This window comes from Blautia sp. HA3515, assembly GCF_059933065.1.
Map to the genome: position 1 here is coordinate 1 of NZ_JAYFUY010000034.1, position 14815 is coordinate 14815.

Annotated in this window: 15 protein-coding genes, 2 pseudogenes and 1 other annotated feature; of the genes and pseudogenes, 14 read left to right on the plus strand and 3 right to left on the minus strand. The window is 43.8% G+C overall.

The window, feature by feature from the left end; all coding sequences use genetic code 11:
* Positions 1-24: 24 nt before the first annotated feature.
* The 6 genes and pseudogenes from R1Y93_RS02220 (at position 25) to R1Y93_RS02245 (ending at position 8511) form a co-directional block, all read left to right on the plus strand.
* A pseudogene (locus tag R1Y93_RS02220) lies at positions 25-1154 on the plus strand (class I SAM-dependent methyltransferase).
* Between the two features lie 21 nt (positions 1155-1175).
* On the plus strand, positions 1176-3629 hold the full coding sequence (locus R1Y93_RS02225) for a hypothetical protein (protein WP_500821468.1): 2454 nt from the start codon (positions 1176-1178) through the stop codon (positions 3627-3629).
* A gap of 55 nt (positions 3630-3684) precedes the next feature.
* Positions 3685-4884 (plus strand): galactokinase, encoded by a 1200-nt coding sequence (locus R1Y93_RS02230; protein WP_500821469.1) that lies wholly within the window; start codon positions 3685-3687, stop codon positions 4882-4884.
* A gap of 13 nt (positions 4885-4897) precedes the next feature.
* A complete protein-coding gene (galT, locus tag R1Y93_RS02235) occupies positions 4898-6388 on the plus strand; it encodes a UDP-glucose--hexose-1-phosphate uridylyltransferase (RefSeq protein WP_500821470.1) in 1491 nt (496 codons plus the stop codon).
* Positions 6389-6548: 160 nt separating this feature from the next.
* Positions 6549-7604 carry an InlB B-repeat-containing protein gene (locus R1Y93_RS02240; RefSeq protein WP_500821471.1) on the plus strand — a complete coding sequence of 352 codons (1056 nt, stop codon included), beginning with the start codon at positions 6549-6551 and terminating at the stop codon, positions 7602-7604.
* Positions 7588-8511 (plus strand): InlB B-repeat-containing protein, encoded by a 924-nt coding sequence (locus tag R1Y93_RS02245; protein ID WP_500821472.1) that lies wholly within the window; start codon positions 7588-7590, stop codon positions 8509-8511. The genes R1Y93_RS02240 and R1Y93_RS02245 overlap by 17 nt, the downstream gene beginning before the upstream one ends.
* 106 nt (positions 8512-8617) lie before the next feature.
* On the opposite strand, the pseudogene R1Y93_RS02250 reads toward R1Y93_RS02245, so the two are convergent.
* Positions 8618-9654, minus strand: a pseudogene (locus tag R1Y93_RS02250) (YeiH family protein).
* Between the two features lie 171 nt (positions 9655-9825).
* Between R1Y93_RS02250 and R1Y93_RS02255 the strand changes: the two are divergent.
* From R1Y93_RS02255 to R1Y93_RS02280, 6 genes are all read left to right on the plus strand, one after another.
* Positions 9826-9966 carry a hypothetical protein gene (locus tag R1Y93_RS02255; RefSeq protein ID WP_500821473.1) on the plus strand — a complete coding sequence of 47 codons (141 nt, stop codon included), beginning with the start codon at positions 9826-9828 and terminating at the stop codon, positions 9964-9966.
* Positions 9963-10538 (plus strand): hypothetical protein, encoded by a 576-nt coding sequence (locus R1Y93_RS02260; protein WP_500821474.1) that lies wholly within the window; start codon positions 9963-9965, stop codon positions 10536-10538. Before R1Y93_RS02255 ends, R1Y93_RS02260 begins: the two co-directional genes overlap by 4 nt.
* A 70-nt stretch (positions 10539-10608) precedes the next feature.
* A complete protein-coding gene (spoIIID, locus tag R1Y93_RS02265) occupies positions 10609-10887 on the plus strand; it encodes a sporulation transcriptional regulator SpoIIID (protein WP_500821475.1) in 279 nt (92 codons plus the stop codon).
* A 325-nt stretch (positions 10888-11212) separates the two neighbouring features.
* A complete protein-coding gene (locus tag R1Y93_RS02270; RefSeq protein WP_158421678.1) occupies positions 11213-11467 on the plus strand; it encodes a kinase in 255 nt (84 codons plus the stop codon).
* Between the two features lie 89 nt (positions 11468-11556).
* Positions 11557-11952 carry a hypothetical protein gene (locus R1Y93_RS02275; protein WP_500821476.1) on the plus strand — a complete coding sequence of 132 codons (396 nt, stop codon included), beginning with the start codon at positions 11557-11559 and terminating at the stop codon, positions 11950-11952.
* On the plus strand, positions 11900-12511 hold the full coding sequence (locus R1Y93_RS02280; RefSeq protein WP_500821477.1) for an SGNH/GDSL hydrolase family protein: 612 nt from the start codon (positions 11900-11902) through the stop codon (positions 12509-12511). Before R1Y93_RS02275 ends, R1Y93_RS02280 begins: the two co-directional genes overlap by 53 nt.
* Before the next feature lie 14 nt (positions 12512-12525).
* On the opposite strand, the gene R1Y93_RS02285 is transcribed toward R1Y93_RS02280, so the two are convergent.
* Together R1Y93_RS02285 and R1Y93_RS02290 are read right to left on the minus strand one after the other, a co-directional pair.
* Positions 12526-13032: an FAD:protein FMN transferase gene (locus R1Y93_RS02285; RefSeq protein ID WP_500821478.1), complete on the minus strand. Its 507-nt coding sequence runs from the start codon at positions 13030-13032 to the stop codon at positions 12526-12528.
* On the minus strand, positions 12995-13297 hold the full coding sequence (locus R1Y93_RS02290) for an FAD:protein FMN transferase (protein ID WP_500821479.1): 303 nt from the start codon (positions 13295-13297) through the stop codon (positions 12995-12997). Before R1Y93_RS02290 ends, R1Y93_RS02285 begins: the two co-directional genes overlap by 38 nt.
* Before the next feature lie 586 nt (positions 13298-13883).
* Here R1Y93_RS02290 and R1Y93_RS02295 point away from each other — a divergent pair.
* Together R1Y93_RS02295 and rplJ are read left to right on the plus strand one after the other, a co-directional pair.
* Positions 13884-14066 carry a DUF6472 family protein gene (locus tag R1Y93_RS02295; protein WP_158421680.1) on the plus strand — a complete coding sequence of 61 codons (183 nt, stop codon included), beginning with the start codon at positions 13884-13886 and terminating at the stop codon, positions 14064-14066.
* Positions 14067-14170: 104 nt separating this feature from the next.
* Positions 14171-14305, plus strand: a sequence feature (ribosomal protein L10 leader region).
* 89 nt (positions 14306-14394) lie between these two features.
* Positions 14395-14815, plus strand: a 421-nt coding sequence (gene rplJ / locus R1Y93_RS02300; protein WP_500821480.1) for a 50S ribosomal protein L10, incomplete at its 3' end; no start/stop codon positions are given.

A 14815-nucleotide genomic window follows, 5' to 3' on the forward strand; every position in this document is an offset into this window, starting at 1 on the left:
GGGCGGAAAAAAGTTATAATAAAAATGATGACATTAGAAGAATATTTAGAGAAACAGATCAATGAATATCTGAAACAGGCGGTGCTCAGTGGGAATCGTAAAGAAGGTGTGGGCACAGTGAAGATCCGTCCGGTAAAGATACGGGAGCAGATCTTTTATCAGGCTTCTGCCATGGAGGGTACAAAGGTACTCCATAAAAACTATGACAGGGAGCAGGTGATCGCCTATATTAAAGAGGCTCTTGGCAGTGGCTTCGGACAGCTGCAGGCACAGGGACAGGAACTGGATGGTACAGTTCTTGTAAGCAAAAAAGGAAAGATCACGGTAAAGGCAAAAAGGCATCCTGGTGCAGAAAAGATCCAGATCCAGGCACATAACCGTGTTAAGAAATATATACTTGAGGAAGGAACACCGGTTCCGTTTCTGGTTGATCTGGGAGTGATGCATCCGTCAGGCAGCATTGTTTCCTCCAGATATGACAAATTCCGTCAGATCAACCGTTTCCTGGAATTTATTGAAGACATTCTGCCCAGGCTTCCAAAGGACAGGAGATCACGATTCTGGATTTTGGATGCGGGAAATCTTACCTTACCTTTGCTATGTATTATTATCTTCGGGAATTAAAAGGCTATGATGTTCAGATCATTGGCCTTGATCTGAAGGAAGATGTGATCCGGCATTGCAGCCGGCTGGCAGAAGAGTATGGATATGAGAAGCTGCATTTTTATAAAGGGAATATCGCAGATTATGAGGGAGTAACATCTGTAGATATGGTGGTGACCCTCCATGCTTGTGATACAGCCACGGATTATGCACTGGCAAAAGCGGTTGAGTGGGGGGCACAGGTGATCCTGTCTGTGCCCTGCTGTCAGCATGAGCTGAACCGGCAGATAGAAAATCAGCTGCTGCAGCCTGTTCTGAAGTACGGGATCTTAAAAGAGCGGATGAGTGCCCTTCTTACAGACGGGATAAGAGCCAATCTGTTGGAAGAGGCAGGCTATGATACACAGATCCTGGAGTTTATTGATATGGAGCATACCCCCAAGAATCTGCTGATCCGTGCAGTGCACACGGGAAAGAAGCGTGACGGGGAAGCGTTGAAACATATGATGGAGGCTTTGCATGTGCAGCCTTCACTGGAAAAACTGCTTTAAGCGGTTTGGTAGGAGAAAAACATGAAGAAATTTTTACGCAGGCTATTGCTTTTACTGCTGGTGTTTGCAGCAGGAGTGGCAGGAACCGCCTTTCTTCTGAATAGTGAGACAACGGATGACCGGTCGGATATGAATAATCCGGTGCTGCCTGAGGTGATGATCGATGTAGGCGGCATATATGCTAACCGGATGTATGGATATGCACAGGAGATGCAGGCCGATTTTACTCGCGACAGCGTGACACCTTTGGATACATCCAAGGAATTAAAATTTGTGATCAACGGATATGATACAAAGGTATCCAGCCTGGCTTATGAGATCCGTACTTCAGATGGTATGAAGGTGTTGGAGAACCGGAAGATCAAGAATCTGGGAGAAGAGGACGGGTATCTTACTGCGTCTGTGACTGTGAACAGCAGTCTCAGGGTAAATCAGGAATATTCCATGCAGATCACACTGGAGACATCCAAAGGGACTGCCTATTATTATACACGGGTAGTATCCAGGTCAGGACTGAATGTGGATCAGTATGTGAAATTTGTTAAAAGCTTTTATGAAAAGTCCATGGACAAGGCTTCTGCCGAGGATCTGACCAGTTACCTGGAGCCTGTGGATACAGGTGCTGCAGCTAATTATAATGATGTGAATATTAATTCTACTTTCAATCAGATCAGCTGGGGTTCTTTAAGTCCGCAGATCTACAAAAAAGGAATCCCGGTGATCAAGGATATTAATGAGACAACCGCAAGTATTTCCCTGGAATATCAGATCATGGCAAGGGATGGGGACAGCGCTCCGGAGATTTATGATGTAACAGAGTTTTACAGGATGAGGTATACTTCTTCCAGGATCATGCTTCTGGATTTTGAACGGTCTGCCAGCCAGGTGTTTGATGAAAACAATATAAAGATTTCCCAGGATGGACTTCTTCTTGGTGTCCGCAGCAGGGACGTGGAATACATGACCAATGAAAATGCTGGTGTGGCTGCTTTTGTACAAGAGGGAGATCTGTGGTCTTTCAGCCCTGAAGATGGGAAGACCATCCGTATTTTCAGCTTCCGCAGGGATGAAGGCGATTTCCGTGATGCAAGGAATCAGCACAATATTAAGATCATTCGTGTGGAAGATAACGGTGATGTGGATTTCGTATTGTATGGATATATGAATCGGGGATTAAGAGAAGGCTATAGTGGTCTTTGTGTATATCATTACAGCAGTGATCAGAATGTGGTAGAGGAAAAAGTTTTTATCCCCACGACAGAGTCTTATGAGTTTTTGAAGGAAGACCTTGGTACCCTGTCTTATGTAAGCAAGAATAATCAACTCTTTTTACTGTTTTCCGGAAAGCTGTATCGTGTAGATATCGATAAAGGCGACTTTCAGGTAATGGAAGAGCAGATCAATTCTTCACAGTTTGTTGTTTCAGACACAAATGCACATGCAGCCTGGACCATACAGGAAGGGGAAAATGCAGGATGTATCAAAGAAATACAGTTTGACACCCTGGATACCAGGATCCTTACAGGAGCAGCCGGACAGAGCGTAAAGCCGGTAGGCTTTATGAATGAAGATCTGGTATATGGTGTGGTAATGGACGGGGATGCCCTGACGGATGATGATGGTCATGTGACAGAAGGGATCCATACCCTTCGGATTGAAGGCTTTGATGGTGAGATCAAAAAGGAATATCACCAGGAAGGCCTGTACATAACCAATGTGACGATCGGAAGTACACTGATGGAGTTTGAACTTTCTGCCAAACAGGGGAATACCTATGTTGTTCAGAAGAATGATAATATTATGAACAATAAAAAAGCAGGGGAAACCCAGGCTGAGGTTGAACTGGTGTCCAATTCCAGGACAGGCACCCAGGTCAGGTTGTCCTTTGGCAGTGCACCTGAGGTTGAAGAGGCACTGGTGGTCTACGCCAAGATGAAGAGCGGGGATGAAAATAAGATCGTTCTGGATACTCAGGTACCGCAGGATGAAATTTACTATGTTTATGCAAAAGGTGGTCTGGACAGTACATTTATAGATCCGGGGCAAGCCGTGAAGCATGCGGATGACCTGGCAGGTGTGGTATTGAACCGTGCACAGCAGTATGTCTGGGAACGAGGCAATAAAAAGACAAAGATCACGTTGAACATTGAAGATGTGCCGGAAGTGATGCGTACTGGTTCCATGGATCTGGCAGCACTGCAGCAAGGCATGGGAGATCAGGGCACAGTGATCGATTTGTCCGGATGCACTTTGGACAGTGTACTGTATGAGGTAAGCGCCCAGAGACCTGTGATCGCCAAGACGGGAAATAATACCAGCGTGGTGATCATTGGATATGATGAGTACAATACCTGGCTGTATGATCCGGCAACCGGTGAAACAAAACCTTATGGTATGAATGACAGTACAGCACTGTTTGAAAAGGCTGGCAATATTTTTATCAGCTATATTGAAAACATAAAAGATCCAACATAATAACATAAAGTTGTTGGGATAAAAAGTAAACTAAAACATCAGGAGGGATTTTATTATGCAGAAACAATTAATGGAACTGTTTACACAGATGTATGGAGACGGGGGAGACATTCGTGGATATTTTGCACCTGGCCGTGTAAATCTGATCGGAGAACACACAGACTATAATGGCGGTCATGTTTTTCCGTGTGCCCTTACTCTTGGTACTTATGGTCTTGCAAGAAAACGTGAGGATAATATACTTCGTTTTTATTCCGCTAATTTTCCAAAGGCAGGCATGATCCAGTCTTCTCTGGAGGATCTTGTTCCATCTGATGAGGCTGGCTGGACCAATTATCCAAAGGGGGTTATGTGGACCTTTGAAAAGAGAGGTTATAAGCTTCCCTGTGGACTGGACTTTATGATCTTTGGTAATATTCCTAACGGTTCCGGACTTTCATCCTCCGCTTCCCTGGAAGTGCTTACAGGAACCATGTTAAAAGATCTGTTTGGATTTGATGAGATCTCTATGCAGGATATTGCTATTATGGGACAGTATTCCGAGAATAATTTCAATGGGATGAATTGTGGGATCATGGACCAGTTTGCAAGTGCAATGGGTAAAAAAGGCTGCGCTATTTTCCTGGATACGAATACCCTGCAGTATGAGTATGCACCGGTAAACCTTCCAGATGCAAAGATTGTGATCACAAATAGCAAAGTGAAACACAGTCTTGTAAGTTCTGCCTATAATGACAGGAGAAATGAATGTGAGACAGCATTAGAGGATCTGCAGAAGGTGATGGATATTAAGACACTGGGAGATTTAACAGAGGCTGAGTTTGAAGCACATAAGGATGCGATCCAGGATCCGGTATGCGTAAAGAGGGCAAAGCATGCAGTTTATGAGAACCAGCGTACCATCAAGGCTGTGCAGGCACTGAAGGAAAATAACATCAAAGAATTCGGAAAGCTGATGAACGCATCTCATGTATCCTTAAGGGATGATTTTGAAGTGTCCTGTGAAGAGATCGATATTCTGGTAGATCTTGCGTGGAAAACACCGGGCGTGATCGGATCACGTATCACGGGAGGCGGATTTGGCGGTTGTACTGTAAGCATTGTGGAAAATGACCAGGTACAGGCTTTCACAGAGACTATCGGAAAGGCATACGCAGAAAAGGTAGGCCATGAGGCAGAATTTTATGTAGTGGACATGGGTGATGGTGCCGGAAAGATGAATATAAAAGATATGAACGTACAGGTTGAATGCTAAGGGGTGACGGGAAATGTTAAGTGAGAATATTAAGAAACTGGTACAGTATGGGATTGAAACAGGTTTGACACCGGAATGTGAGCGGATCTATACGACCAATCTTCTGCTGGATGTATTTAAGGAAGACGAGTATACAGAGCCGGAAGAGGAATATAGGAATATTGATCTTGAGCAGGTTTTAAAAGAGTTGCTGGATGAGGCAGCAGCACGGGGACTGATCCAGGACAGTGTGGTATACAGGGATCTGTTTGATACCAGGCTTATGAATTGTCTGATGCCCAGACCGGCCCAGGTAAGAAATACTTTTTGGGAAAAATATAAAGAGGATCCGGAGAAAGCTACCGATTACTTTTATAAGCTGAGCCAGGACAGTGATTATATTCGCCGCTACCGTGTAAAGAAGGACCAGAAATGGACAGTGGACAGCCCATATGGACAGATTGATATTACCATTAATTTGTCAAAGCCGGAGAAGGATCCAAAGGCTATTGCAGCGGCCAAGCTGATCAAGTCCAGCAGTTATCCAAAGTGTCTGCTTTGTCCGGAAAATGAAGGATATGCAGGCAGAGCCAACCATCCGGCAAGGGAGAATCACAGGATCATTCCTGTTACCATTAATGACACTCCCTGGGGCTTTCAGTATTCTCCTTATGTATATTACAATGAGCATTGTATTGTATTCAATTTCAGTCATACACCTATGAAGATCGAGAGGAGTACCTTTATTAAACTATTTGACTTTGTAAAGCTGTTCCCTCATTATTTCCTTGGCTCCAATGCAGATCTGCCTATCGTAGGCGGCTCCATTTTAAGCCATGATCATTTCCAGGGCGGACATTATACCTTTGCAATGGCAAAGGCAGAGATCGAGAAGACAGTGACGATCCCAGGTTATGAGGATGTGGAAGCCGGGATCCTGAAGTGGCCGCTTTCTGTACTGAGGATCCGTCATAAGGATTCTGACAGGCTGGTGGATCTGGCTACTCATATTCTGGATCAGTGGAGAGGCTATACAGATGAAGAGGCTTTTGTTTTTGCACAGACAGATGGAGAACCTCATAATACCATTACTCCTATTGCAAGAAAGAAAGGAGATCTGTTTGAACTTGATCTGACTCTTCGGAATAACATTACCACAGAAGAGAATCCGCTGGGCGTGTATCATCCTCATGCACAGTACCATCATATCAAGAAAGAGAATATCGGCCTGATCGAGGTGATGGGGCTGGCAGTGCTTCCGGCAAGACTGAAAGAGGAACTGGAGCTTCTTGAAGAATATATTCTGGAAGGCAAGGATATTGCTTCCAATGAGAAGATAGAGAAACATGCACAGTGGGTAGCTGAGTTTCTTCCTAAATATCCTCATTTGGATAAAGAGAACATCCAGCAGGTTCTGCGTGAGGAAGTAGGACAGGTATTTGTACATGTTCTGGAGGATGCCGGTGTTTACAAATGTACTCCAAAGGGCAGGGATGCATTCATGCGTTTTGTTCATACACTGTAAGATTTGATGGAAATACTTATGTAATATAAATGTAAAATTTGTTAAACTTTTTTCTGGCCTGCGGTTGAAAGTTAAAAATGTTTCAGTTATACTGATACAGAAGCAGGAATTGTGATGTTGCCGGCAGGCGGCATGAGGGTTTATGAACAGAGGAGAGTATATGAAGAATAATAAGCAAAAAAGCAAAGGCCGTTTCCTATGCCTGCTGCTTGCTCTTTTGATGGTATTTGGTGATCTGCCATTTGCCGGGAGTGCAGGCACCCTTGGAGCAGCAGAAGTAAAGGCAGATACTTTGCAGGACGGAGATGCTGTTACGATTCGGTTTAAGGATCCTACAGGCAAGAAATATTATGAGGATCTTCAAATTGATACCAGCATAGGAGAGACGGTTACACTTCCGGCAAGAAAGGGTTATCGGTGGAAGCTGTCCGGGAAGTTCCGGTTTAATGGTGCCTCCAAGCTTACTCTTTCCGCTGATGCAGCATGGAGCCGTTATATCAAAGATGGTGTGCTGACTCTTCGGGCAGATAAGTTCTATTATGTGCAGTTTTATAATACCAATGGGACAAGCACCAGGAAGATGAAGGCTTTGAAGAAGATCGTGGTAGCTGGCAGGAAGATCAAGCTTCCCCAGGTGCCGGGAGCGTATGGCTATAACAATCTTGGATGGTCTGTGAAGAAGAATTCAGATACTGCAAAATTTCAGGGTGGACAGGTGATCACTGTAAAGAGGAACCTTAAATTCTATGCAGTCCGTAAAAGGATCGCTACCTCAGCAGTTCTGTTTTATCACAGTAATGGAAAGACAAATGCAGCCTATAAGAAGCTGAACAAGCGAGTGACTACAGGCAGTACCTTTACCTTGCCGGAGGTTCCGAAGGTGACCGGCTATCAGGGAGTTGGATGGACGACGACCAGGGGGGCAGCTGCTCCATTATACAAAGTGGGTGATACTGTAACCATTACCGCCAATACTAAATTCTATGCAGTGAGAGAGAAAGTAGATACTTATACAGTTTCTTTCTACATGTACAATGGCAGAAGCAATGCAGATTACAGGGAGCTCCAGGTGGAGACTGAGAGCGGATCTTATATTACACTTCCGGCAGTTCCTTCAAGAACCGGATATGTAGGTATGGGATGGTCCACAGTACGGAACAGCAGCACTTCTGTGCTGAAGACTGGCAGCAAATACCAAAGTGACGAAAGATGTTAAGCTGTATGCTGTTCAGGAAGCCGGAGTGACAGTGACGCTGTGCAAGAATGATGGATCAGTTTACCGTAAGGTTTCTGTTGGAAAGGGCAATTATCTTACTCTTCCGGCAGTGGCAAATGGCTCTGGTTACACATTCCTTGGATGGTCAAGGACGCAGGGAAAGAGTACAGATCCGGAATTTGAGGCTGCAGGGCGTATCCGTGTAAATGGAGATGTGACTTTATATGCAGTGGTCTTTAATAGAAGTACAGAACCGGATCTCACAGCTGCAGATATGGCGCAGGTAGATTTATGGAAACGCAAATATAAGCAGGTGATTTTTGTAGGTGATTCCAGGACAGTCCGGATGCAGGCAACTCTGAATAGAGAGTTTGGTGCAAGCAGTACGGTAGTATGGAATTCTGAGTTTGTAGCACAATCCGGAATGGGACTTGACTGGCTGAAAGGTGACGGCTATAACCAGATCATGAATATTGTAAATAAGAATAACAGCACCCAGAATCCTACAGCAGTGATCTTTAATCTGGGAGTGAATGATCTGTCTAATCTGCCTTCTTATGTGACTTATATGAAGAGTCTGGCCTCTACCTTGAAAAAGAAGAACTGCAAGCTTTTCTATATGTCTGTTAATCCAGGCAACAGTAAGATGATGGAGAATACCGGACATGTGGTAAGAAGTGAGGCAGCGGTACGCCAGTTTAACAGCACGATCCGCAGCCAGCTAGCGTCAGATTATACATTTATTGATACCTATTCCTGGCTGTTAAAGAACGGCTATGGCACAAATGCCAGTGGAAGCGGTGTAGATAACAGCGTGGATGACGGACTTCATTATACAACAAAAACCTATAAGAGAATTTATTATCATTGCCTGGAATTTTTGCTTCTGCAAGATGTTCCTAAGTAATGAGATCTGATGAAAAATGCCCCAAAGCGTCAATGGATGCTTTGAGGCATTTTTTCACTCAAATTAAATTATGAACTTCTCCAGGATTCTTAAATCCTGGTTTGCATTACCACAGATTCATAACATGCTGCATAAGGAGACTGACCAGTGTAATGCCGCACCAACAGCATGCACCCAGAAAAATCGGTTTGCCTCCCTTTTTGATCAGTTTTACAATGTTGCTTCCAAGACCTATGGCGGCCATTGCCATGATGATAAAGAATTTGCTCAGTTCCTTTAATGGCGCAAAAAGGGATGCAGGAGCACCTAAGCGAAGAGCTATGGTAGTGATCACTGAGGCAAGGATGAACCATAATATGAACATTGGAAAAGACTTTTTCAGGCTGAAACCATTGGAACTGTTACCGGCGGATTTACTGCTTCTGGCACGGATAAGGGCAAGTACCAAAGTGATAGGAATGATGGCAAGGGTTCGGGTCAGCTTTACGGTTACTGCTTTATCCAGTGTCTGAGAACCAAGATTCCACATACTATCCCAGGTAGAAGCTGCTGCTGTGACTGAAGAGGTATCATTAATAGCAGTACCTGCAAAAATTCCAAAGGATTCACCGGAGGCAGTGTTGAAGCCGATGGCATGGCCAAGCATTGGGAAAAACAGAGCTGCCAGTACATTGAAAAAGAAGATTACAGAAATTGCCTGTGCCACTTCTTCATCATCTGCGTCAATAACAGGCGCTGTGGCTGCAATGGCAGATCCACCGCAGATAGAAGATCCTACTCCGATCAGGGTACTGATGTTAGAATCAATATGCATGGCTTTATGTAAAAGAAAAGCAATCAGCAGGGAAGTAGAAATGGTGCAGATGATAATAGGCAGGGACTGGCTTCCGGTGCGAAGTACCACATTCAGGTCAAGGCCAAAGCCCAGAAGGATTACTGCCAGCTGCAACACTTTTTGGAAGTAAAGGTAATGCCGGTTTTGAGATTCCCGGAAGGTGTCCATACCAGCGCCAGAAGCATTCCAATGATAATGGCGATCACCGGACCGCCTATTACCGGGAATTTTTTGCCAATCAGCCAGGAAGGAACAGCAATCAGCAGGCAGATCAATATGCCGGGAAGGTTTTGCTTTATAGCTTTCATGGTTATTTTGTCTCCTTTGATAAGTTTGATGTGAACCCACGTATGAGCCAGATTCGATTATAAAGGAAAAACAGAAAAATATAAAGAAGAAAGTGTGAGAAACTATATACTGAGAATGAGAAAAAAGTATATACTAAAAGTATGAATACGCAAAAGTGGGAGATGAAGACAATGAAAAATACGCAATGGAAAAGTTTTGATAAGCTGGCAAACAAATGCTACAGCAATATGATTGGAGCAGAGAAAGATGATACCTGCTGGGCAAAGGCTTTTGACCTGTTAATGGAAATCGTCAGAGAAGAGAGAAAGTGAATCCTGCATTTGCTCCGGAACTGGACCTGGTAGATGATGAGACGGATTATGTACATGATGTTACCGGTTGGTTAGAGGATTGTCTGGATGAAATGGATATGCGTAAGCAGTATGAACTGCTTCTTCAGATGTGCGAGGATCTGTTGAAAATGTTTTCCTGGCCAGAATACTCAGGATCGGACCTGAAATTCAGAAAAAGTAATGTATTACAAGAACTTGGAAGAAATGAGCAGTCTGTAAGATTTTGCTGTCAGTGGCTGCAGGAAGAGCCTGAAAATATTATGGCTGCAACTGCCTATGTATACGCATTGCTTGAGAAAAAGTCATATGAAAAAGCATTGGAAGTGATCCAGGAGTTTATAGCTGATGAAGAAGAATGCACGGAAGAAAATGAAATCATGTTTCGAGCCATGATTGGATACTATAAGGCTATTGGTGACAAGAAGAAGCAGAAAAAGCTTGAAAAGATATTAAAAGAATATGAGGATTACGTGGACCAGTGCATTTCCCAGTGGTGTGAAGGTGAAGATGAAGATGAGTGGGATCTGGAAGATGAACTGCCTTTTAACTAATTAGAGGGATGCAGACATAGGCTTAAATCCCCCGCATACATTGTAAAAATGATGTACGCGGGGGATTTTTGTGAAAGATTATATTGAAGAGCGTGCAGTGGAACTGGGAAATTATATTGTAGAAAAGAAGGCAACTGTAAGACAGACTGCAAAAAAGTTTGGAATCAGTAAAAGTACAGTACATAAAGATGTGACAGAGCGTCTGGCGTTTATTCGTCCGTCTTTGGCAGAACGGACGCGGGAGGTATTGGAGGTGAACAAGCAGGAACGGCATATCCGTGGCGGACTGGCTACAAGGGAGAAGTACCTGCATCTTCATGAAAAATATCCAGAGCAGGATGGTGGTTAAATATGCAGCAGCCCCTATTCCTGGGCTGTGGTATCGGGCTGAGATATAGGGCAAGGGTTGAATCTGCTGGGAAGCTATTGTATAATCTGGGTAATTATTTGGTGAGTAAGAAGGAGAAAACATAGTTCAAGTCGAGCAGCTGCGAGACTTGGCGCGTGATTCTGGTCAGCGTAAGCTGACATATTCTTTACAGAATCACTGCGCATCCTCGCGCAGCAGTTTATCTCAGTCGGAGATTGGACTCCCACTGAGACGAACTTGCTGTTACTCATCACCTGAAAGATGTGGGAGTCTTCTCGACTGAGATAAATTGGAGGTGCAGCATATGCGGCTGACAAAGGTACAGGATGCATTACAGAAAAAGAAAATTAAATATGAATATACAGAAGTAGACAATTGCGGAAGTCTGGATTTCTTATTCCGGGGTCTGAAATTTCATGTGTGGGAATATGAAGATAAGGTCTGGGGAGCAGAAACCAATGTTTTTGAAGCTGGCAGAAGCCAGGATATAGAAGGGGATTATGAAGAAGTGATTTCAAAAGAGATCCTCAGCTGGCCGGACATGCTGCCTGGAACATGATGTATGTGATGTGACATGCCAGGAAAAACGGCAGAGTCAATGCAGTATTTCTCCTGAACATGTGCGGTTTTTTCAAGGAAGTGTATAATTTGAAAATAATTAGAAAACAGAAAAAAGGAATCCGATGGTATGGATGGATGTTGCTCTGTGTGGTCATGCTGCTGTGGACAGGGTGCGGAAGCAGCACGGAAAAGGAAGGGCAGGCAGAGACCGCAGGGCCGTCAAAGCCTTCCAAAGCTCCTGAAATTGCACAGGAAATGCCGGAAGAAGTTACTGTGGTAAGACCAAGTGTAACTCCATCTTTAGGTCCTGAGCCAACAGCTGTCGCCGCATCAGTATCTGCGGTCAGTGCCACGCCAGAAATAAGCAGTATGACAGAAATCAGTACTGACTCCGGTTGTGAGTATCACGCCTCCACCGGAAATGAGTCCAGTGCCCACCATAACACAGGCGCCTACCATTACCCCGGCGAAGCGAAAGTCTGAGCAGTCTTCAGAAGAAGGCACTTTAAGCAGACCTGACCATCCGGATACGGTGACGAATGATAAACTGATCTTTGTGGGAGATTCCAGGACAGAAGGGATCCTGGATGCAGTAGGAGATGACAGTGTCTGGTCCTGCCTTTCAGGAAAAGGATATGACTGGATGGTGCAGACAGGAGTGCCGCAGATCGAAGATGAGATTGAGAAAAATACGGCCATTATTTTTCTGATGGGAGTAAATGACCCCTTCAACGTAAATAATTATATCAATTACATCAATGAGAAGGCCTATGAATGGGCAGCAATAGGAGCCCAGACATATTTCGTATCTGTAGGACCAGTTGAGAAGGATCCTTATATAACCAATGCACAGATAGAAAGCTTTAACACATCTATGGAGAATAATCTTTCCGGAGTGAAATATATTGATGTTTATACCCATCTTGTGGAAAATGGGTATGCGACTGTGGACGGTTTGCATTATCCGGCAAATGTATCCATAGAAATTTACAATTATATTTTGGAAAATCTGGAGGAAGTAAGAAGCGGCATCTGGGGATAGGGCAGGCAGGGAAATCAACTCTTTGAGTCTGCAACAGGGATTTCTTTTTGGAAGCCTTTGGTGTAATGCATTTTATAATCATCTGTGATAAACACTGCCTGAACATTGTCCAGGGATTCTGCATAGGCAAGCCCTTTTTCTAATCCAAGAGCAAAACAGCTGGTACTTAAAGCATCGCCCATCACTGACTGATCACAGACAATAGTAACGGAAATCAAGCCGTTCTGGTATGGATAGCCTGTTTTAGGATTCAGGATATGATGGTAAGATTTGCCTTTATATTGGAAACAGCGCTCATAAATACCGGAAGATACTACAGACTTATTTGTGATATCCATAATGGCTTCTGTTTCATTGCGATCTGCAAAAGGCTTTTGGATGCCTATTTTGAAAGGAGTTCCGTCAGGCTTCTTTCCTATGCAAAGAACATTTCCACCCAGGTTAATGATCCCGCTTTCTACACCCTGGGATACAAGGTACTCTTTAATACGATCTGCAATGTATCCCTTTTGCCACAGCACCCAGATCGATCTGGATATCAGGAGAATCAAAGGTAATGGTCTGATCCTGCAGATTTACGTGCTGATAGCCACAGGAAGAAAGGGCAGCGTGAATGGCACTGTCTTCGGGTGGAATCGGATTTTCAGATGGTAAATCCCAGAGAGACGTGAGAGGCGCAATGGCAATGTCAAAGGCACCTTGGGTAGCTTCTGAATAGGAAAGGCCGGTGGCAATCAGATCTGCAAGGGACTGGGATATCTGGTAGGAATTTTCCCTGCCATCCACATGGGGAAGCTTACTCGGTGATTCAATTGATAAAGTTCACTTGTTTCAAGTGTACGGCTGAATATTTTTTCATATTTGTCGCAAAGTGCCATGGAATGATCCAGAAGGGCCTGATCCTGTGAATCATAAATTGTAATGGTGACAACCATATTTCAGCTTCAGGGAGGTTTCCTGAAGCGGCTGAGAGGTATCTTGGGAATTTTGCAGGGTGCTGTCTGTATTTTTGCATCCGGATAAAAAGACAGTGCACAGCAGCAAAAAAATAATATAAGAAAAATGTCTGTTCGTATCTAGTCCTGTTTCTTTCCTGCAGGATATTTTGCGTACCTTCCTGCATAAGGAAAGTATACCAGAAAAAGAAGGCCAGGCAAAGCAGGAATTCAGTTGAGCAGCCGCGAGACTTGGCGCGTGATTCTGGTCAGCGTAAGCTGACATATTCTTTACAGAATCACTGCGCATCCTCGCGGAGCGTTTATCTCAGTCGGAGATTGGACTCCCACTGAGGCGAACTTGCTGTTAACTCACCACCTGAAAGAGGTGGGAGTCTTCTCGACTGAGATAAAATAAGTTTTAAGGGGAGATTACAATGGAAAAAGGAACTAATTGTGAGTATTGTGTAAACTATTCCTATGATGAGGATTATGAGTGCTATACATGTGAAGTGAATCTGGATGAAGATGAGATGGCACATTTTATTACAGGAAATTTCAGACAATGTCCTTATTTTAAAATGGGGGATGAGTACAGGGTAGTGCGAAAACAGATGTAAAAGTATTCAAATAAGGTATAGATGTAGCAGGAGATAAAAAAATCATAATTAAGAGATACAAAAAATTGTAATTAAGGTATTGACATATATGGAAAAAGATGATATTGTTCTTTAGAACGCTGCCGAAGACAGTAGGTGCCGTATGGCATAAGGTTTAAAACGCCTACCGAGGACTAAGTATTCTTATAAGAGATTACTGGAACCTTACTGTCATGCAGTAAGGTTTTTATATTGCAGGAAAGCATGTGCTTTCTGAAGATAAAAACCCTCCGGTAGAGTCTCATTGTGACGGCGGTATATCAAAATCTATAAGGAGGTGTACCATTTCATGGCAAAAGTAGAACTGAAACAACCAATCGTAAATGAAATTTCTGACAGCATTAAAGACGCACAGGCAGTAGTACTGGTTAACTACAGTGGTCTTACTGTTGAGCAGGATACAGTTTTACGTAAAGAGTTAAGAGAGTCTGGTGTACAGTACAAGGTTTACAAGAACACTATGATGCATCGCGCATTTGAAGGTACTGCATGCGAGGATCTGATTCAGCATTTACATGGAACAAATGCTCTGGCTATCTCTGATACAGATGCAACTGCTCCTGCAAGAATTCTTGCAAAATATGCAAAACAGTATCCGGCTCTTGAGTTAGTAGCTGGTATTGTTGAAGGCAACTACAATGATCAGGCAGGAATTCAGGCACTGTCCCAGGTTCCTTCCAGAGACGAACTTCTTGGAAAACTTCTTGGAA

What these genes read in the sequence shown, in the direction of transcription:
- R1Y93_RS02225 (WP_500821468.1), top strand. Translation starts at nt 1,176, where the DNA reads ATGAAGAAATTTTTACGCAGGCTATTGCTTTTACTGCTGGTGTTTGCA.
- R1Y93_RS02230 (WP_500821469.1), top strand. Translation starts at nt 3,685, where the DNA reads ATGCAGAAACAATTAATGGAACTGTTTACACAGATGTATGGAGACGGG.
- galT (WP_500821470.1), top strand. Translation starts at nt 4,898, where the DNA reads ATGTTAAGTGAGAATATTAAGAAACTGGTACAGTATGGGATTGAAACA.
- R1Y93_RS02240 (WP_500821471.1), top strand. Translation starts at nt 6,549, where the DNA reads ATGAAGAATAATAAGCAAAAAAGCAAAGGCCGTTTCCTATGCCTGCTG.
- R1Y93_RS02255 (WP_500821473.1), top strand. Translation starts at nt 9,826, where the DNA reads ATGAAAAATACGCAATGGAAAAGTTTTGATAAGCTGGCAAACAAATGC.
- R1Y93_RS02270 (WP_158421678.1), top strand. Translation starts at nt 11,213, where the DNA reads ATGCGGCTGACAAAGGTACAGGATGCATTACAGAAAAAGAAAATTAAA.
- R1Y93_RS02295 (WP_158421680.1), top strand. Translation starts at nt 13,884, where the DNA reads ATGGAAAAAGGAACTAATTGTGAGTATTGTGTAAACTATTCCTATGAT.